Raw genomic sequence first — 19,114 nt, 5'->3', positions numbered from 1 at the left:
GCATCTCCACCTTCAGAATTGCTTCATGGATCCCTTGCTTCTCCGGCTCTCCGACTCCGTTTCTTCCGCCAGGACGCTCGAAGACCTGACGCGGCCGATGCTCGAGATGCTCGAGGCGGTGAGCGGGCTGGAGTCGACCTATCTCACGATGATCGACGTCGACAAGGGCCTGCAGCATGTGATGTATGCGCGCAATGCCCGGCAGATGCAGATTCCCGAAGGACTTTGCGTGCCCTGGGACGACACCCTCTGCAAGCGCGCCCTCGACGAAGGCCGCTTCTACACCGGCGACGTTGCCCAGTGCTGGGGCGACTCGGCCGCGGCCCGCGACCTGGGCATCCAGACCTATGTGAGCATGCCGGTCCGCACCGACAGCACCGGCCTCTACGGCACGCTGTGCGCGGCCAGCGCCGAGCAGGTGCCGCTGCCGCCCAATGCGGCGAACGTGCTGGGCCTGTTTGCCAAGCTCATCGGGCAGCACGTGGAGCGCGAGCTGCTTTTCGAGCGCCTGGCCAAGGCCAACACCGAACTGGCGAGCCATGCCGCGACCGACATGCTCACCGGCTTGCCGAATCGCCGCTCGCTCGAAGAGGCGCTCGGCCGCATGCTCTCCCAGGGCGAGCGAGACGGCACCTGCGTCCTGGTCGGTTTCATCGACCTGGACGACTTCAAGCAGATCAACGACGCGCACGGCCACGAGGTCGGCGACGAATTCCTGCTCGCCATGGCGGAGAGGCTCCAGGCCACGTTGCGCGCGAGCGACATGCTCGCGCGGCTCGGTGGCGACGAATTCGTGGTGATCGGGCCCGGCCCCGCGCAGGATGCGCCCGACGATCTGCGCGCAGCCGCGGCGCAGGCGCTCGCGCAGCGCGTCATGGCCGGCGCCGCGGGCGAGTTCAGGCTGTCCCAGCTGGTCATCGACTATGGCGGCCCCAGCGTGGGCGCGGTCGCCGTCGATCCCCGCGTCACGTCGATCCGCGATGCCCTTCGGCAGGCGGACGCCGCCATGTACGAAACGAAGCGTGCGCGCCGGGCCCTGACGCGGGAGCGCGCCTCGCACGCCTGACGCACAGCAGCCAGACTGGCACCACGACCATCCGCGGTGCCGGCCGAGACATGGTCCACACGGCCCGGCAACTGGCCGTCAAATAAATCCTGCGTTTCCCGAATCCAGTGCGGCCGTTCCTTCGTATGGAGCGACAACCGATTGCGAATGTGAAACAAAGTTCACACACGTTGCCAATCGTTAGTTGCTCCAACACAATGCCCCAACATGGACATCGCAGAGACCGTTCCTCAGCATTACGAACGTCGCGCCTGCAGCGCGCAGTGGTTGGCATTCAACCGTGGCATGGCAGCCGAGTTGAGCGCCGGCCTGCCGCCTGAAGACCTGCATCAGCTCTTCTTTCGCATCGGCCAGCGCGTGGCCGACGCCTTGCCCGTGGCCACATGCGAGACGCTCGATGACCTGCAGTCGCAGTTCAATGCGCGCTGGGACGGCATCGACTGGGGCTTCAGCAGCCTGCGCGAAGAGGCCGACTGCGTTGTCATCACCCATGCCTGCAGCCCCATCGCGATGGCCTTCGGCCCTGACGCGACCGGCTGGACCAGCGGCTTCTTCGAAGGTGTCTATCAGGCGTGGTTCGATGCCCAGCAGATGCCCTCCTCCCTGCGCGTGAAAGCGCTCGGCGGCGATGAACCGGCGGGCCCGGTCGTCGAGTTGCGCCTGGGCAGGACCTCGCCATGAGCCAGAACGACCGCTCCGCGGAAGATGTTGCCGGCCTGTTCCGCAAGTTCGGCGGCGACGCACACAACTACAAGGAATTCGATGCGCCGGAGGCCGAGGCACAGGCCGTGAACAACTGGCCGCTGCTGTCGGGCGGCCCTATCGATCGCACACCGGTGGCTGCGCCGGCACTTTCCGCAGCCCCGGTTCTCCCGGCTGCCCCCGTCGCGCCCACCCCGCCGCCCTCGTCCGCCGCGGCACCGTTCAATCACGCCCCCGTTCACGCCCCGGCACCTGGCCGCGCGACCAGCGAACTTCAAGCTCTTTTTGCCCGACTGGCCGATCCCCAGCGCCACGCGCCGCCCGCAGGTCCCATGTCACGCTGGCGTCGGCCGACGTGACGATGCTCGTCATTCCTGTCATTTCCTCGAAGGGTGGTGTCGGCAAGACGACCGTTGCAGCGAACCTGAGCACGGCACTGGCCGAGCGCGGGTTCCAGGTACTGGCCATCGACCTCGACCCGCAGAACGCGCTGCGCTTCCACCTGGCGAACGATCCGGGCGCCTGCGAAGAGGGCCTGCTGGCCGCGGCGTCCGGCCAGTTGCCCTGGGCGCAGGCGATGCGTCCGGCGCACGGCGGCGTGGTGCTGCTGCCTTTCGGCACGGTGGATGACGAGCGGCAGATCGGTTTCGAGCACGATCTCGCGCGCCACCCCGGCTGGCTGGGCGACACGCTCGCACGCTTCGCGCTGCCGCAAGACACGGTGGTGATCATCGACACCCCGCCCGGCCCCACGGTCTACCTGCAGCAGGCGCTGCGCGCGGCGCACCTGTGCGTGGTCGCGGTGCTGGCCGACGCCGGTTCGTTCGCCACGCTGCCGATCGTCGAGCGCATGGTGGACAAGTACTGCCGCCCCCGCGCCGACTACCGCGGCAGCGCCTACGTGATCAACCAGGTCGACCCCGGCCAGCGGCTGAACCACGACGTCTTCGCCATGCTGCGCGCGCGCCTGCAGCCGGAGCTGCTGGGCGTGCTGCACCTGGATGCCTCAGTGTCGGAGGCGCTCGCCTCGGCCCTCCCCGTGCGGCGCTACGCACCGCTGAGCAAGGCGGCCGAGGACATCGCGGTGTGCGCCGACCGATTGCTCGCCCGCCTTGTTACCCACCCACCCGCGCACGCCCCGCCGCAGCGCCAGGAAACGACACAATGAAACGCAACACCGGCCATACAGGCGACACCGGGTACGTGCCCAGCGAAGCACCCGGCTTCCTGCGCCTGTGGCCGGTGCGCTTCGTGGGCTGGGTCGTTGCGCTGGTCACGCTGCCCGCGCTGATCATCGCGCCGATGACCTTCGAGCAGCAGCTGGTGCTGTCGATCGGCATCTTCGCCGCGGCGCTGGTGACGAACCGCTTCCGGGGCCGTTTTGCCGGGCTGGTGATGATCTTCCTGTCGGTCGTCGTGTCCTCGCGCTATGCCTACTGGCGCGTGACCGAGACGATGTTCATGGACAACCCGCTGGACCTGGTGCTGGGCGTGGGCCTGCTGATGGCCGAGCTGTACGCCTTCGTGGTGCTGCTGCTGGGCTATGTGCAGACCGCCTGGCCGCTGGAGCGCAAGCCGGTGCCGCTGCCGGAAGACACGGCGCTGTGGCCGACCATCGACCTCTTCATTCCCACCTACAACGAGCCGATCTCGGTGGTGCGGCCCACGGTGCTGGCGGCCCAGTCGATCGACTGGCCGCGCGACAAGATCAAGATCTTCGTGCTGGACGACGGCCGGCGCGAGGAATTTCGCGTGTTCTGCGAAGAGGTCGGCGTTACCCACGTCACGCGCGACAACAACCGCCATGCCAAGGCCGGCAACATCAACGCGGCGCTGAAGAACACCTCCGCGGAGTTCGTCGCGATCTTCGATTGCGACCACATCCCCACCCGCTCGTTCATGCAGATCGCCATGGGCTGGTTCGGGCGCGATCCGAAGCTGGGCATGGTGCAGCTGCCCCACTACTTCTTCTCGCCCGATCCGTTCGAGCGCAACCTGGACACCTTCGGCACCGTGCCCAACGAAGGCGAGCTGTTCTACGGGCTCATCCAGGACGGCAACGACCTGTGGAATGCCACCTTCTTCTGCGGTTCCTGCGCCGTGCTCCGGCGCACCATCGTCGAGGAAGTCGGCGGCGTCGCGGTGGAAACCGTGACCGAAGACGCGCACACCGCCCTCAAGATGCATCGCCGCGGCTACAACACCGCCTACCTGGCGCTGCCCCAGGCGGCGGGCCTGGCCACCGAGAGCCTCTCGAGCCACGTGGGCCAGCGCATCCGCTGGGCGCGCGGCATGGCGCAGATCTTCCGCATCGACAACCCGCTCTTCGGACGCGGGCTGCACTGGGCGCAGCGACTGTGCTACCTGAATGCGATGCTGCACTTCCTGTATGGCCTCCCGCGCCTGATCTACCTGACCGCGCCGCTGGCCTACCTGTTCTTCGGCGCGAGCGTGATCCACGCCTCGGCCTCGATGATCTTCGCGTTCGCGCTGCCGCACATCCTGCATGCGAACCTCACCAACAGCCGCATCCAGGGACGTTTTCGCTACCTGCTGTGGAACGAGGTCTACGAGGCGGTGCTGGCCTGGTACATCTTCCGGCCCACGCTGGTGGCGCTCATCAATCCCAAGCTGGGCAGCTTCAACGTGACGGCCAAGGGCGGCCTGGTGCGCGAGGAGTTCTTCGACACCCTGATCGCCAAGCCCAGCCTGGTGCTGCTGCTGCTGAACTTCCTGGGCGTGGGCGCGGGCCTGTGGCGGCTGACCTGGGTCGATCCGCAGAACATCGCCACCGTGTGGCTCAACCTGGCGTGGACCTTCTACAACCTGATGATCCTGGGCGCCTGCGTGGCGGCCGCCAACGAGTCGCGCCAGGTGCGCGGCGCGCCCCGCGTGGCGCTGCAGGTGCCGGCCACCCTGTACTTCGCGGACGGGCATTCGGTGCGCTGCACCACGTCCGACTTCTCCGCCGGCGGGCTGGGCGTGGAGCTGCCGGCCGACATGCAGCTCGCGCAGGACGCGAACGTCGTGGTCGCGCTCTACCGCGGTGAAGCCGAGTCGCGCTTTGCCACCACCGTGCGCTTCAGCAAGGGACGGCACGTCGGCCTTCACTTCGCGCCGATGAGCCTTGTCCAGGAGCGCGCCCTGGTGCAATGCACGACGGCGCGCGCCGACATCTGGGCCGCGCGCTGGGGCAACCATCCGCGGCAAGGCATCCACCGGGTGCTGGGCCACATCGTGGGCATCAGCGGGACCGGCTTTCGCAACATGTTTGCCCACTATTACCGCGCTGCCACCTCCAGGCTGCGCCCCTCCGCGGTTTCGTCGTCGAAGCCGCCCGTCGAAGCGAAGGAACCCGTGTGACGACCTCCCTGCAAGCGCCCGGCCGTGTGGCGGCCCACCCGCGCCCGGCGCCGTACCGCGGAGCCACCGTGCTGGCGTTTGCCCTGGCCGCCGCGGCAACGGGCGGCGCGTGGGCGCAGCCCCAAGTCCAGCCCCAGGCGCGTCCGGCCACCCCGGTGGCCGCGGCCGCCGCACCCGGCGGTGCGGTCCGCGAGCTCAACCTCACGCAGCTGGGCATCGACTATGCGGTCCAACTGCGCGGCATCAGCGGCACCATCGGCATTCCGTTCAACGTGCGCGCGGACGAGCTGGTCACCGCCGCGTCGCTCAAGCTGAACTACGCGTACTCACCCTCGCTCATTCCGGAGCTCTCGCACCTGAAGGTCACGGTGAACGACGTGCTGGTCGCCACGCTGCCGGTGAACCGCGCCGAGGCCGGCAAGCCGCAGACGCAGGACATCGCGATCGACCGGCGGCTGATCACCGAGTTCAACCGCATCAACATCGAGTTGGTCGGGCACTACACGCGCGAGTGCGAAGACCCGGTCCACACCAGCCTCTGGGCACGCATCGACGCCTCGAGCACGCTCAGGCTGAACGTGTCGCCGCTCAAGCTCACCAACGACCTGGCCACGCTGCCGCAGCCTTTCTTCGACCGCCGCGACGTGCGGCGCGCGCGCATCCCCTTCGTGTTCGGCGGCGCCGAGTCGCCGCCGCTGCTCGAGGCGGCCGGCATCGTCTCGTCGTGGTTCGGCGCGCTGGCCGACTACCGCGGCGCCACCTTCCCGGTGACGCGCGGCGAACTGCCCGCTGGCCATGCCGTGGTGTTCGTGCTGCCCGACACCCAGATACCGAACCTCGTGCTGCCGGCCATCCAGGGCCCGGCCCTGGCGGTGGTCGACCACCCGCAGGACCCGGCTTCCAAGCTGCTGCTGGTGATGGGGCGCGATCCGGCCGAACTGCGCACCGCCGCGGCGGCGCTGACCCTGAACAGCCGCGCGTTCTCGGGCGATCGCAGCAGCGTCACCGCCTTCCAGGAGCCCGCGCCGCGCAAGCCCTACGACGCGCCGCGCTGGGTGCCCAGCGACAGGCCGCTCCAACTGGGCGAGCTCGCCACGGCCGCCGACCTGACGGTCTCGGGCTACACGCCCGACGTGGTGCGGGTGAACCTGCAACTGCCGCCTGACCTCTTCACCTGGCGCAGCCGCGGCATCCCGCTGGACCTGCAGTACCGCTACACGCCGCGGGTGCGGCCCGACCAGTCGACGCTCAACGTGAACGTCGACGACAACTTCATCGGCGCGTTGCCGCTGCGCTCGGCCAACCCCGCCGGGGACCGCTGGTGGAACCCGCTGGCCGTCAAGGTGATGCCCGACGGCACGGTGGCCGAAAACAGGCAGGTCATGCTGCCGCCGCTGGCCCTGGGCCCGCGCAGCCAGCTGCGCATGCACTACTACTTCGAGCCTTCGGGCGGGCGCTGCCTGCCGCTGCTGGACAACGTGCGCGGCTCGATCGACCCGACCTCCACCATCGACGTGTCGGGCTTCCCGCACTACATCGCGATGCCCGAGCTCGCGGCCTATGCCAATGGCGGCTTTCCGTTCTCGCGCATGGCCGACCTCTCGGAAACCGCGGTCGTCCTGCCCGACCAGCCCGAGGCCGCCGACACCGAGACCTACCTGGGCCTGCTCGGCCAGATCGGCCGCGCCACCGGCTACCCCGCGCTGCGCGTGAAGGTCGGCCGCTCGGCGGACGTCTCGCAGTGGGCCGACAAGGACCTGCTGGTGATCGGCAACCTGCAGAACCAGCCGCTCTTCGCGCAATGGGCCGCGAAGATGCCGCTGCAGCGCAACGGCACTTCGCCGCAGATCAGGCTCAACAGCTGGCTCGACAACGCGGTCGACTTCGTCATCGGCGCGCGCAAGCGCGAAGACTTGCCGGGCGCGATGCAGATCGCCGTGAGCGACGACGGGCGCGACGCGGTGCTGGCGGGCTTCGAGTCGCCGCTGCGCAGCGGGCGCAGCGTGATCGCGGCCGTCACCAACCCGGCCTCCAAGGAGGCCCTGCTGAACGCGCTGATGACGCCCGACCTGCTCAAGCGCATCCAGGGCAGCATGGCGATCGTGCGCGACACCCAGGTGCACAGCGTGCTGGGCGAAGACGTCTACTACGTGGGCCGCCTGCCGCCGATGGCCTGGCTGCAGTGGAACCTGTCGCGCAGCCCGCTGCTGCTGGCCGGGCTGGTGGTGGCGCTGGCCCTGCTCGGCGCCGCGGTGGCTTTCGCGAGCCTGCAGCTGCGCGCCCGGCGCCGCCTGCGTTGAACGCATCGACCGCCATGCCACGCCCCGCACCCCCCTCGTCCCCGCCAACCATCGGCAGGCGGCCGCTGCTCACGGCCGCCGTGCTGGGCTGGGCCGGGTCCCGCACGGCGTCCGCAGCACCGCCAGCGGCGCCCTGCCATCCCGCGTCCGACTGGGCGGCGTTCGCGTCGCGCCACATCCAGCGCGACGGCCGCGTGATCGACTTCAACACGCCGCAGCAGCAATCGACCTCCGAAGGCCAGTCGTACAGCCTCTTCTTCGCGCTGGTCCACGACGACAAGGCGACCTTCGCGCGCGTGCTCGCCTGGACCGAAGCCAACCTCGCGCAGGGCAGCCTGGCCAGCCACCTGCCGGCCTGGCAATGGGGCAAGAAGCCCGAGGGCGGCTGGGGCGTGCTCGATGCGAATGCGGCCTCCGATGCCGACCTGTGGATTGCCTATGCGCTCATGGAGGCCGGCCGGCTCTGGAACGAGCCGCGCTACGCCAGGCTCGGCCGCAGCCTGCTGGCGCTGGTGGTGCGCGACGAAGTGGTGGCGCTGCCCGGGCTCGGCCGCATGCTGCTGCCGTGGCCCGCGTCTGTGGCCAGCGGTCCGGTCTGGCGCCTCAACCCGAGCTACATGCCGCTGCAGCTGCTGCGCTACTTCCAGCAGGCCGATCCGCGCGGACCGTGGCGCGAAGTGGCGGACAACACCCTGCGCCTGATGGCCGCCGTCGCGCCCAAGGGCTTCGCGCCCGACTGGTGTGCGTGGTCGCAGACCGCCAACGCCTTCGTCGCCGATCCGGAGAAAGGCGCCGTGGGCAGCTACGACGCCATCCGCGTCTATCTCTGGGCCGGGATGCTGTCGGCCGGGGACCCGGATCACAAGGCCTTGCTGCAGCGCCTGAACGGCCCGCGCCAGTTGCTCGCGGAACGCCATCCGATGCCCGAATCGGTGGACACCGCCACCGGCACGGGGCGCGGCATGGGCCCCGCGGGCTTCGCCGGCGCACTGCTGCCGTACCTGAAGGCGCAGGCGCTGCCCGATGCCCTGGCCGCCGAGTCGGCCCGGTTGCCGGGCGGGCGCGCCGAGACATCGTCCCCAGCGGCGCCCGCCGCGCCGCTCCCGTACTACGAGCAGGTCCTGTCGATCTTCGGACAGGCCTGGCTGGACGGCCGCTACGAATTCGATCGCAACGGCCAGTTGCAACCCTCATGGAGACTGCTATGTCGATCCACCCGAACGGCATGACGCCGCTGTGTCCACCCTGGCTGCGCCGCGGCCCGGGACGCATTCCCGCCGCGCAATGGATGGCCTGCCTGGGCCTGCTCGCGGCCGTCTGCGCGAGCAGCCCCGCGCGGGCGCAGGCGGATGCCGGCGCCGCGCTCGTCGAGCAGGGCAACTATTGGCAGACGCAGGGCCGCGCGGACCTTGCGGAAGAAAGCTGGCGCAAGTTGCTGCGCGTCGATCCGCAGTCGGCCGATGCGATGTACGGCATGGCGCAGGTCGAGCTGTCGCGCGGCAATGCCGAGCCCGCACGCAGCTGGATTTCGCGGCTGCGCGCCGCGCATCCCAACGACAGCCGCATCGCCCGTCTCACGCAACAGGCGCAGCAACCCGGCCAGGGCAGCACGCTGCAGCGGGCACGCGCGGCGGCGCGCGCGGGACGCAGCGCAGAGGCAGTGGAGCTCTACCGCAGCCAGTTCGACAACCGCCCGCCGCCGGAAGCGCTGGCGCTGGAGTACTACCAGGTGCTGAGCAGCACGCCGCAAGGCGCGGACGAGGCCCGCAAGGGCATCGAGCAGCTGGTGAAGGAGCATCCCGACAACGCGAGCTACAGGCTCGCCCTTGCGCAGCTGCGCACCTACAGCGAACCCACGCGGCGCGAAGGCATCCGCAGCCTGGTGGAGCTGACCAAGCAGCCCACCGTGGGTACGGCCGCGCGCGCGAGCTGGCGCCAGGCGCTGATCTGGCTGGACGCGCGCGCGGCAGACATCCCGCTCTACCAGGACTACCTGGCCAGCAACCCGAACGACGCCGCGGTATCGGCACGCCTGGAGACGCTGACCACCGGCAAGGCGACCGCCGCCGCCTCGCCGGGGGTGCCGCTGGGCGAAGGCTTCAAGGCGCTGGACCGCGGCGACCCGGCCACCGCCGAGCAACGCTTCCAGCAGGCACTGCGCACCAAGGCCGACGACCCCGAGGCCCTGGGCGGCCTGGGCCTGGTGCGGCTGCGCCAGGAGCGCTTCGGCGAAGCGCAGGAGCTGCTGGAGCGTGCCGCGCGCGGCTCGGGCGGCAGCAAATGGAATTCGGCGCTGCAAAGCGCCACCTACTGGAACCTCGTCGGCCAGGCGCGCACCGCGCGCGAGAAGAACGACGCTCGCGGCGCGCAAGCGCTGCTCGAACGCGCGGTACGCATCGATTCGCGCGAGAGCGTCGGCCAGGTCGCGCTGGCGGACCTGCGCGCCGCGGCCGGCGAACTGCCGCAGGCCGAACAAGGCTACAAGCGCGTGCTCGAGAGCAAGCCTTCGGACACGCAGGCGCTGCGCGGCCTCATTGCCGTGTACGGCCGGCAGGGCCGCGCCGACGAGGCGATGGCGCTGGCCCGCCAGCTCACGCCCGAGCAGGCCAGCCAGCTCGGCGGCCTGCGCGACATCCAGGTCGAGCAGGCGCGCGCCAAGGCTCGCCAGCAGGCCGATGCCGGCGATGCCCCCGGCGCGCAGCGCACGCTCGAAGACGCGATGCTCGCCGCGCCTGACAGCCCCTGGGTACGGCTGGACCTCGCCAACATCTACCGCCGCCAGGGCCTCACGGCCGAAGCGCGCGGCGTGATGGAGGGCCTCCTGATGTCGCAGCCCGACATGCCCGATGCGCTCTACGCGAGCGCGCTGCTCGCCTCCGAAACCGGCGACGCGGCTGGCGGCATCCAGTACCTGGAGCGGATTCCCGCGGCGTCCAGGACGCGCGACATGGCGGCGCTGCAGCGCAGGCTCTGGGCGCTGTCGCAGGCGCAGCGTGCGCAGGCGCTCGCGCGCCAGGGCCAGGTGGACGCGGCGCGCCAGGTGCTCGGCCAGGCCGAGGCGGCCCTCAGCAGCGACATGCCGACCGAACTCTGGGGCCAGCTCGCCGGGGCGTATGCGGAAATCGGCGATGCGCCGCGTGCGCTCGCCATGAGCCGGCAGTTGCTCGCGCGCAGCCCGAACCCGGGCATCGGCGACCGGCTGCTCTATGCGTCGGTGCTGCTCAAGACGAAGCAGGACGTGGAGCTCTCCGCGGTGCTGCGCCAGCTGCAGCCCGCCGGCATGACCGCCGCGCAGCGCAGCGATTTCGACAGCCTGCGCATCGCCTTCGCGCTGCGCCAGACCGATGCCTTGCGCGAGGCCGGCAACCTCGAGGCCGCCTACAACGCCATGGCCCCCGTGCTGGCCGAGCGGCCCGACGATCCGCGGGCGATGGCCGCGCTCGCGCGCCTGTACTCCGCCGCACGCGACGAAACCCAGGCGCTTGCGCTCTACCAGCGCGTGCTGCAACGCAACCCCGCCGACCTCGACACCCTGCTGGCCGCGGCCGCCAGCGCCAGCGCGCTGCGCCAGCACAGCGAGGCCGAGAACTACGTGATGGCCGCCCTGAAGCAGGCGCCCGACCAGTCGCGCGTGCTGGCCGCCGCGGGCCGCGTCTATCGCAATGCCGGCGACAGCCGCAAGGCCGAGCAGTACCTGCGCGCCGCCGTGGAGACCGACAGCCGCGTCGCGACCGGCTTCGCGCCCGGCGCGGTGCAGGGCGGCCTGCCACCGGCCAACCCGTTCGCAGGGATGACGGGCGGCGCACCCGGTACGCCGGGACCTGCTGGCTACCCCGCCGCGGGAGGCAATCCGTTCGCGCAGGCGCGCATGCAGCCTGTGGCGTACGCGGCTGCACCGGCCTATCCGCCGACCTATCCCGCGGCACCGCCTGCGTATCCGACGAACCCGGCCTATCCCGTCGCGGGCGCGGTGCCGGCAGCCTATCCGCCGGGCGCGCTCCCGTGGAACGCCGGCACGCCGCCCGCCGCGGCTGGCAGCAAAGGCCGGCGCACGGCGTCTTCTGCCGCCTCGTCGCGCACGGCCGCTGCCGCGCGCAATACGCCGCAGGCTTCGGCCTACATCGCGGCGCCGGTGCAGCCTTATCCCGTGGCGGGCATGCAGCCGGTCGCGCCTGTGTATGCGCAGGCACCGCAGGCCTATCCACAGCAGGCCTATCCGCAAAGCTACCCGTACGGCCAGGCCGGCGGCATCGCGCCGCTGCCGGTTCCCGGCACGGGCGGCTCAGGCTGGAACGCGCCGCTGCGCACCGCAGCCCCCACCGATCCGGTGGCCGCCGAATTGCGCGAGCTGCAGGCGCAGCGCTCGATCAGCCTGACCGCCGGCACCGTCTACCGCAACAGCGCGGGCGAAGCGGGGCTCAGCCAGCTGTCGGATTTCCAGATTCCCATCGAGGCGCGTTTCCCGGTCGGCGAAGGCAAGATCGTCGTGGGCGTCACGCCCACGGTGCTCGATGCCGGAACGCCGTCCGCCGACTACCCCACGGGCAGCCGCTTCGGCGGCGGCCCGGGCGCGGCCATCACCGGCCTGCAGAACAGCACCAGCGCGGGCCAGCAGAACGCGTCCGGCGTCGGGCTGAGCGTGGGCTACGAAGGCAAGAACTTCGGCGCGAGCATCGGCACCACGCCGCTCGGTTTTCCGGAGACCAACGTGATCGGCAACGTGTCATATGCGGGCTCGTTCGGCGATTCGTGGAACGCCAAGGTCGACGTGTCGCGCCGCGCGGTCACCGACAGCCTGCTGTCGTTCGCCGGCGCAAAGGACCAGCGCACCAACGAGCGCTGGGGCGGCGTGGTCGCCACCGGCGTGCGCGGCGACCTGGGCTACGACGACGGCACCTACGGCGTCTACGGCTATGCGGCGCTGCATGGCATCACGGGCAAGAACGTCGCGAGCAACAGCCGCTTCGAGACCGGCGGCGGCGCCTACCTGCACCTCATCAGCAGCCCCAGTTCCAAGCTCACCCTGGGCATGAACCTGGGCCTGATGGGCTACGACAAGAACCTGAGCTACTACACCTTCGGACAAGGCGGCTACTTCAGCCCGCAGAGCTTCGTGAGCGTGGCGTTCCCGGTCGACTGGAGCGGCCGCAGCGACCGCCTGTCGTGGCGCCTGAATGCCTCGCTGGGTGTGCAGTCCTTCACCCAGAAGGAGTCGCCCTACTTCCCGACCGACAGCGGGCGTGCGCGGGATGCGGGAAGCGCGGCAGCCTACGCCGCCTCCCTGGGGCTGAGCAGCGCGCCCTTCACCGGCATGTACCCCCAGACCTCGAAGACCGGCCTGGCCTACAACCTGGCCGCGATCCTCGAGTACCAGCTTGCGCCCAAGATGTTCCTGGGCGGCTCGATCGGACTGAACAACGCGCAGAACTACCGCCAGCTGACGGGCGGCCTGTACCTGCGCTACGTGTTCGATGGCGCGAGCACGCTGGGCGTGCCCGCCGGCACCACGCTGCGCCCGCTGGTCTCGCCTTACACGCCGCTGCTCTGAACGGGGCTAGGGCTGCGGGGTCGGTTCGATCGGCGCGGACGGCGAATCTTCTTCCGCATCGCCGCGCCCCCAAGGGGGTGCGCGCTCGAACCCGGCGACCCAGCGCTTCATCTGGTCGGCCGGCAGCGGCTTGGCGATACCGTAGCCCTGGGCCAGGGTGCAGCCCATGGCTAGCAGCGCCTCGCCGTGCTGCAGCGTTTCGACGCCCTCGGCCACGGCGGTGCGCCCGAGCGCCTGCAGGAGCAGCAGGATGCCCTGGACGATCGCCCGGTCCGCCGCGCTGTCGAGCATGCCCCGGATGAACGATTGGTCGATCTTGACCGACGACACCGGCAGCTGGCGCAGGTAGGTGAGCGAGGAATAGCCGGTGCCGAAGTCGTCGATGGCCACCGCCACGCCCAGCGTCCGGCAGGCGTCCACGAAACGGGCCACGGTGGCGAACTGGCTGATCGCGGTGGTCTCCAGGATCTCGAGCTCCAGCGCGCCGGCGCCGAGCTTGGGGTACTGCACCAGTTGCTCCTCGAGCCGCTCGACGAAGTCGTGGCGCATCATGTGCAGCGGACTCACGTTGACGCTGACCGACATGCGCAGGCCCACGGCGCGCCAGTCGTACAGCTGCCGCAGCGCAGTGCCGATGACCCATTGGCCGACCTGCTCGGCCAGCACGTCGTCCTCGAGCAGCGGCACGAAATGAATCGGCTGCAGCAATCCGCGCTCCGGGTGCCGCCAGCGGATGAGCGCCTCGGCGCCCACCACGACGCCGCGGCGCATGTCGACCTTGGGTTGGTAGCACAGGAAGAACTCGCCCTGCGCCAGGCCTTCCTGGATGCGCTGGCGCTCGCGCACGACCTGTGCGTCGGCGTGGGCCTTCGGCGCATCGAAGTAATGCACCTTGCCATCGGCCGCGCGCTTGGCGAAGAAGGCCGCGTGCTGCGCGTCGCGCAAGGCGGCCTCGGGCGCCGGGCCGGTGCTGTCCAGCAGCCGGGCGCCGAGGCTTCCGGCGAGGCTCGCGGTCTGGCCCCGCCACTCCCAGGGTTCGGCCAGCGCCACGAGGATGCGCTCGAGCACCTCGTGGCATTGCGGCGGCCCCAGGCCGGCGAACACGGCCGCGAACTCGTCGCCGCCGATGCGCGCCACCAGCGACTCGCGCGGCAGCTGCGCCTTGATCCGCCCGGCTGCTTCGACCAGCGCGGCATTGCCGCCGGCCATGCCCAAGCGCTGGTTGAGCTCGCCGAAGCGATCCAGGTCGATGTCGCAGACCAGCGCCAGGCGCTTGCCCGCACGCGCCCAGTCCGCAATGAGCGGCGACAGCACCTCGTCGGCGGGAAGGCGTTTCAGCTCTTCTTCGGGCGAGGTGGAACCGTGTGAGCGCTTGTTCGGCAAAAGTTTGAACTCCGGAAGATCGCAGGCCGTTGCCGTTCTCTGGATCGGCCCCTAGCCGCAATAGACACCGACGATGCGGCCGGTGGGGTCGACCTGCAGGTTGAGCCGGCTGGGGTCTTGCGCCGGGCTCGCCGTTTCTGTCGCCGGCACCGTGCGGCCCGTCTTGGCGCCCGCACGTTGCAGCATCTCCTGCAGCAGCGACTGGCTCGCCTGCAACCCGAGCCCGAAGCGGGCGGCCGCGGCCTGGCAGCTTTCGGGCGGCGGCGCGAAGCTCGGCGGCTCGGGCACCTCGGAGGTCAGCGGCCTGTCCTTGGGTGGGGCCGCGCAGCCCGCCAGCACCAGGGCCAGCGTCGACAGGCAAAGCCAGCTTCGACCATTCTTCATGCGCATACTTTTTTGCTCCTTGAGACTGGGCTGAAGCTTATTCGCCAAAAACGACGTGCCGCGCACAGGGTAAGCCAGCCGAACCCAAAGCATCAACTAATTCGCGATGCGTACCGGTCCCGCCTTTTCGATGGCGTATGCTGAAAGCGATGCATGCAGCTCCGGCCCGATGGGCGCACCCTTCATGACACAGCACCCCGACACCGTTTTCCTGGTCGACGTCGACAACACCCTGCTCGACAACGACCGCGTCGTCGGCGACCTGCGCGCCCACCTCGACGAAGCCTTCGGCACCGAGAGCGCCAGCCGCTACTGGACCGCCTTCGAGACGCTGCGCAGCGAGCTCGGCTACGTCGACTACCTCGGCGCGCTGCAGCGCTACCGGGCCGAGGAAAGCAGGCGCGGCATGAGCGATTCGCGGCTGCTGCTGATGTCCAGCTTTCTCATCGACTATCCCTTCACCGACCGCCTTTATCCGGGCGCGCTCGATGCACTGACGCATCTTCGGCGCCACGGCCCCACGGTGATCCTGTCCGACGGCGATGTGGTGTTCCAGCCACGCAAGGTGCAGCGCTCGGGCCTGTGGGACGCGGTCGAAGGCCGTGTGCTGATCTATGTGCACAAGGAGCAGATGCTCGACACCATCGAGGAGTGCCACCCCGCCGCGCACTACGTGATGGTGGACGACAAGCTGCGCCTGCTCTCCGCCATGAAGGCGATCTGGGGAGCGAAGCTCACCACCGTCTTCGTGCGGCAAGGCCACTACGCGCTCGATGCGCAGGCCATTGCCGCCTACGCGCCCGCCGACATCACGATCGAACGGATCGGCGACCTCATTCAAATCGACGACTGGGCACCCAAGAAATGAGTCAAAAAACCAATCCCCTCGCAGGCAAACCTGCCCCCCTCGAATTGCTGGTGAACGTGCCGCGCCTGATCTCGGCGTACTACACGGGCCGGCCCGACCCATCCGTGCCTGCGCAGCGCGTGGCCTTCGGCACCTCGGGCCATCGCGGCTCGTCGTTCGACGATGCGTTCAACGAATGGCATGTGCTGGCGATCAGCCAGGCGATCTGCGACTACCGCAAGCAGAAAGGCATCGACGGCCCGCTGTTCCTCGGCATCGACACGCACGCGCTTTCCACGCCCGCCTTCAGCAGCGCGGTCGAAGTGCTGGCGGCCAACGGCGTCGAGCTGATGCTCTCGAAGGACGACGAATACACGCCGACGCCCGCCGTGTCGCATGCGATCCTGGTCTACAACCGCGGACGCACCACGGGGCTGGCCGACGGCATCGTCATCACGCCCTCGCACAACCCGCCCGAGAGCGGCGGCTTCAAGTACAACCCGCCCAACGGCGGCCCTGCCGGCACCGACATCACCTCCGCCGTCGAAGCCGCCGCCAACAAGATGCTGGCGAACAAGCTCGAAGGCGTGAAGCGCATGCCGCTCGCGCAGGCCCTGAAGGCTTCGACCACGCACCGGCACGACTACCTGAACACCTACGTCGAAGACCTCGCGCAGGTGCTCGACATGGATGCGATCCGCGGCGTGCAGATCGACCTCGGCGTCGATCCGCTAGGCGGTGCCGGGGTGCACTACTGGCCGGCCATCGCCGAGCGCTACAAGCTCCAGCGCCTCACGGTGCTGAACCAGGAGGTCGATCCGACCTTCCGCTTCATGTCGCTCGACTGGGACGGCCGCATCCGGATGGACCCGTCCTCGCCCGACGCGATGCACAAGCTGATCGCGCTGAAGGACCGCTTCGGCATCGCCTTCGCCTGCGACACCGACCACGACCGCCACGGCGTGGTCACGCGCAGCGCGGGCCTGATGCAGCCGAACAGCTACCTTGCGGTGATGATCGACTACCTCTACACGCACCGTCCGCAATGGCCCGCGGGTGCGGCTGTCGGCAAGACGGTGGTGAGCAGCCAGATGATCGACCGCGTCACTGCCCGGCTCGGCCGCAAGCTCTACGAAGTGCCGGTGGGCTTCAAGTGGTTCGTCGATGGGCTTGTGGATGGATCGCTCGGCTTCGGCGGCGAAGAAAGCGCGGGTGCGACCTTCCTGCGCCACGACGGCTCCGCATGGACCACGGACAAGGACGGCATGGTGCCCGCCCTGCTCTCGGCCGAGATCGCCGCGTGCACCGGACGAGACCCGGGCGAGCGCTATGCGGAGTTGACGCAGGCGCTGGGACAGCCGGTGTCCGACCGCGTGGATGCAGCGGCCACTGTCGAGCAGAAGAAGAAGCTGTCGAACCTGTCACCGCAGCAGGTGAGCTCGACCGAACTGGCGGGCGACAAGATCGAAGCCGTGTTAAGCCATGCGCCCGGCAACGGCGCGGCCATCGGCGGCGTGAAGGTCGTCACCGCCAACGGCTGGTTCGCGGCGCGGCCCTCGGGCACGGAGAACATCTACAAGGTCTACGGCGAGAGCTTCAAGGGGGCGGAGCACCTTGCGCGCATCCTCGAAGAGGCGCAGCAGTTGGTGGACAAGGCGCTGTCGAGCTGAAGCCAGGGCTGCCGGCATGGAAGCCCACGCGCTGCGCCTGAACCCGGGCGACGATCTGCGCGCCGCGCTCGATGCGGCGCTGAAGCAACGTGGTATCGAAGCGGCCTTCGTGGTCTCCGGCATCGGCAGCCTCCGCGGCGCGCGCATCCGGTATGCCGGTGTGGAAAGCGCTGCTGTGCTCGAAGGCGATCTTGAAATCCTCACGCTGTCCGGCTCGCTTTCGCCGGATGGCTCTCATCTGCACATCAGCGTGTCGGATGGCGCGGGCCAGGTTCGCGGCGGCCATGTTGCGCCGGGCTGCACCGTGCGCACCACGGCCGAAATCCTGATCGCGTGGCTGCCCGAATGGCACTTCGCCCGCGAGCACGATCCAGCAACCGGCTATCCCGAACTGGTGCCGCGTTCCAAGCCCTGAATCGCAGGGCTCAATGCGGCTCTTTGTTGAGGTCGTACTTCATCACGCGGCCGTGGCGGCCTTCGATGTCGCGCTCGACCGAATACACATCACCGCTCGGCGGTTGGCGCTGCGTCAGCACCGTATCGAGCGTGGCGATGTCCTCGGCATCGAGCTGCAGTGACAGCACCTTCAGGTGGTCCGCCAGATGGTCGCCGCGCCGCACGCCGACGATCACGCCCGCCACCTGCGGTTGCTGCAGCACCCAGCGCATCGCGACCGTGGCAATCGAGGTGTCGTGCCGCTGCGCCACCTTCTGCAGCTGCAGCAGCAATTGCTGGAACAGGTCCCATCCGCCGAAGTCATCGATGACGAGCTTGTACTTGACCAGCGAACGGTTCTCGAACGGCTCCTGAGGTTCGCTCGCACCGAGCCAGCGCTCCGAAAGAAACCCGCCGGCCACGCTGCCGTAGCACAGCAGCTGGATGCCCGACGCCGCGCAGTACGGCGCGAGCGTCGGCTGCGGCCGCTGGTCGAGCAGCGAGTACTGCACCTGCATGCTGCGCAGCGGCACATCGGCATCGACCAGTTCGCGCACCCGCGCGGTGTCGAAATTGGTGCCGCCCAGCAGCTCGATCTTGCCGACGCGCTGCAGCTCCTGCAGCCAGTGCGCCACTTCCACGTAGCGCGGCACGCCGTAGTCCCACCAATGGAACTGCACGAGGTCGAGCCGCTCGACGCCCAGGCGCTGCAGCGACCGATCGATGGTCTGCTCGACCTGGCGCTTGTCGATCTGCGCGAGCGTCGCGAGGTCGGGCACGAACTTGGTGTGCACGCGCAGTCGCGCAAGGCTGTCGCTGCCGTGGCGAGCGATGTGCTCGCGCCGGAAGTCGCCGATCAGCTCCTCCACGCCGGTGTAGATGTCGGCGCAATCGAAGGTGGTGATGCCGGCTTCGTAGTAGGCGGCCATGTCGGCGATGGCCGTGGCGCAGTCGATGCCGCCGTGCCCGCCGGCCAGTTGCCAGCCGCCCTTCAGCAGGCGGGAAATCGAATAGTTCGGCGCGAGGTCGATGCGTTGCGGTTGGCTCATGGGTTTGTCTTCGATGGGTGGACCACGGCCGTGGTGTCGGCGTGGCGGAAAACGCGCGTCGCGGTGCGCGTGATGCGAAAGCGCGAGGGGCAATGCGGATCGGGGCACGCCACCTCGGCGTCGGTGCTCATCCAGTCGTTGGCGTCTGTGGGGCGCTGCTTGGCCGCGAGCAGCGGCAGCAAGGCGCCCAGCGAATAGATCGAGAAGCCCTGCCCCTCGGGCAGGTGCAGCATCTCGCCGCGCAGCTCGAAGTAGTCGCCGACCTTGGCGTTGCAATAGAGCTTCGCGCCTTCGGGCGCGACCACTTCGACGCGCAGGTCGTAGAGCGTGAAGGTGCCGTCGTCAGCCGTTGTCGTGCGGGTCATGG

The 19,114-nt window shown here is 69.5% G+C and carries 15 protein-coding genes; 11 read left to right on the top strand and 4 right to left on the bottom strand.

Annotated elements, in window-relative coordinates; all coding sequences use genetic code 11:
- Positions 1-25 precede the first annotated feature (25 nt).
- The 8 genes from M2282_RS20855 to M2282_RS20820 all read left to right on the top strand — a co-directional run bounded on the left by M2282_RS20855 (position 26) and on the right by M2282_RS20820 (position 12,979).
- Positions 26-1,066 (top strand): sensor domain-containing diguanylate cyclase, encoded by a 1,041-nt coding sequence (locus M2282_RS20855; protein WP_280810673.1) that lies wholly within the window; start codon positions 26-28, stop codon positions 1,064-1,066.
- 207 nt (positions 1,067-1,273) lie between these two features.
- Positions 1,274-1,747, top strand: coding sequence for a cellulose biosynthesis protein BcsD (bcsD, locus tag M2282_RS20850; protein ID WP_280810672.1), 474 nt, complete (start codon positions 1,274-1,276; stop codon positions 1,745-1,747).
- A complete protein-coding gene (bcsR, locus tag M2282_RS20845) occupies positions 1,744-2,127 on the top strand; it encodes a BcsR/BcsP family cellulose biosynthesis protein (RefSeq protein WP_280810671.1) in 384 nt (127 codons plus the stop codon). The genes bcsD and bcsR overlap by 4 nt, the downstream gene beginning before the upstream one ends.
- 2 nt (positions 2,128-2,129) lie before the next feature.
- Entirely contained in the window at positions 2,130-2,936 is an 807-nt protein-coding gene (gene bcsQ, locus M2282_RS20840; protein ID WP_280810823.1) for a cellulose biosynthesis protein BcsQ, read from the top strand.
- Positions 2,933-5,131 (top strand): UDP-forming cellulose synthase catalytic subunit, encoded by a 2,199-nt coding sequence (bcsA, locus tag M2282_RS20835; RefSeq protein ID WP_280810670.1) that lies wholly within the window; start codon positions 2,933-2,935, stop codon positions 5,129-5,131. Before bcsQ ends, bcsA begins: the two co-directional genes overlap by 4 nt.
- A complete protein-coding gene (bcsB, locus tag M2282_RS20830) occupies positions 5,128-7,431 on the top strand; it encodes a cellulose biosynthesis cyclic di-GMP-binding regulatory protein BcsB (protein ID WP_280810669.1) in 2,304 nt (767 codons plus the stop codon). The genes bcsA and bcsB overlap by 4 nt, the downstream gene beginning before the upstream one ends.
- 14 nt (positions 7,432-7,445) lie before the next feature.
- On the top strand, positions 7,446-8,660 hold the full coding sequence (gene bcsZ / locus M2282_RS20825; RefSeq protein WP_280810668.1) for a cellulose synthase complex periplasmic endoglucanase BcsZ: 1,215 nt from the start codon (positions 7,446-7,448) through the stop codon (positions 8,658-8,660).
- The gene (locus M2282_RS20820) at positions 8,636-12,979 is read left to right on the top strand and encodes a cellulose synthase subunit BcsC-related outer membrane protein (RefSeq protein WP_280810667.1); all 4,344 of its coding nucleotides are present in this window, start codon (positions 8,636-8,638) and stop codon (positions 12,977-12,979) included. The genes bcsZ and M2282_RS20820 overlap by 25 nt, the downstream gene beginning before the upstream one ends.
- Before the next feature lie 6 nt (positions 12,980-12,985).
- On the opposite strand, the gene M2282_RS20815 is transcribed toward M2282_RS20820, so the two are convergent.
- The gene (locus M2282_RS20815; RefSeq protein ID WP_280810666.1) at positions 12,986-14,362 is read right to left on the bottom strand and encodes a putative bifunctional diguanylate cyclase/phosphodiesterase; all 1,377 of its coding nucleotides are present in this window, start codon (positions 14,360-14,362) and stop codon (positions 12,986-12,988) included.
- A gap of 51 nt (positions 14,363-14,413) precedes the next feature.
- Entirely contained in the window at positions 14,414-14,746 is a 333-nt protein-coding gene (locus M2282_RS20810) for a hypothetical protein (protein ID WP_280810665.1), read from the bottom strand.
- A 184-nt stretch (positions 14,747-14,930) separates the two neighbouring features.
- Between M2282_RS20810 and M2282_RS20805 the strand changes: the two genes are divergently transcribed.
- From M2282_RS20805 to M2282_RS20795, 3 genes are read left to right on the top strand one after another with little or no spacing between them, the layout of a single operon-like run.
- Entirely contained in the window at positions 14,931-15,614 is a 684-nt protein-coding gene (locus M2282_RS20805; protein ID WP_280810664.1) for an HAD family hydrolase, read from the top strand.
- Positions 15,611-17,263: a phosphoglucomutase (alpha-D-glucose-1,6-bisphosphate-dependent) gene (pgm, locus tag M2282_RS20800; RefSeq protein WP_280810663.1), complete on the top strand. Its 1,653-nt coding sequence runs from the start codon at positions 15,611-15,613 to the stop codon at positions 17,261-17,263. Before M2282_RS20805 ends, pgm begins: the two co-directional genes overlap by 4 nt.
- Before the next feature lie 16 nt (positions 17,264-17,279).
- Positions 17,280-17,678: a PPC domain-containing DNA-binding protein gene (locus M2282_RS20795; RefSeq protein ID WP_280810662.1), complete on the top strand. Its 399-nt coding sequence runs from the start codon at positions 17,280-17,282 to the stop codon at positions 17,676-17,678.
- A 10-nt stretch (positions 17,679-17,688) separates the two neighbouring features.
- On the opposite strand, the gene M2282_RS20790 is transcribed toward M2282_RS20795, so the two are convergent.
- Together M2282_RS20790 and M2282_RS20785 are read right to left on the bottom strand one after the other, a co-directional pair.
- Positions 17,689-18,747 carry an aldo/keto reductase gene (locus M2282_RS20790; RefSeq protein WP_280810661.1) on the bottom strand — a complete coding sequence of 353 codons (1,059 nt, stop codon included), beginning with the start codon at positions 18,745-18,747 and terminating at the stop codon, positions 17,689-17,691.
- A complete protein-coding gene (locus M2282_RS20785) occupies positions 18,744-19,112 on the bottom strand; it encodes a TIGR04076 family protein (protein ID WP_280810660.1) in 369 nt (122 codons plus the stop codon). The genes M2282_RS20790 and M2282_RS20785 overlap by 4 nt, the downstream gene beginning before the upstream one ends.
- Positions 19,113-19,114 lie beyond the last annotated feature (2 nt).

Origin of the sequence: Variovorax boronicumulans (assembly GCF_029892485.1) — a bacterium.
GTDB lineage: Bacteria > Pseudomonadota > Gammaproteobacteria > Burkholderiales > Burkholderiaceae_C > Variovorax > Variovorax boronicumulans_B.
The sequence above is the reverse complement of the archived record's forward strand: the minus strand, read 5'-3'. Positions and strand labels throughout refer to the sequence as shown.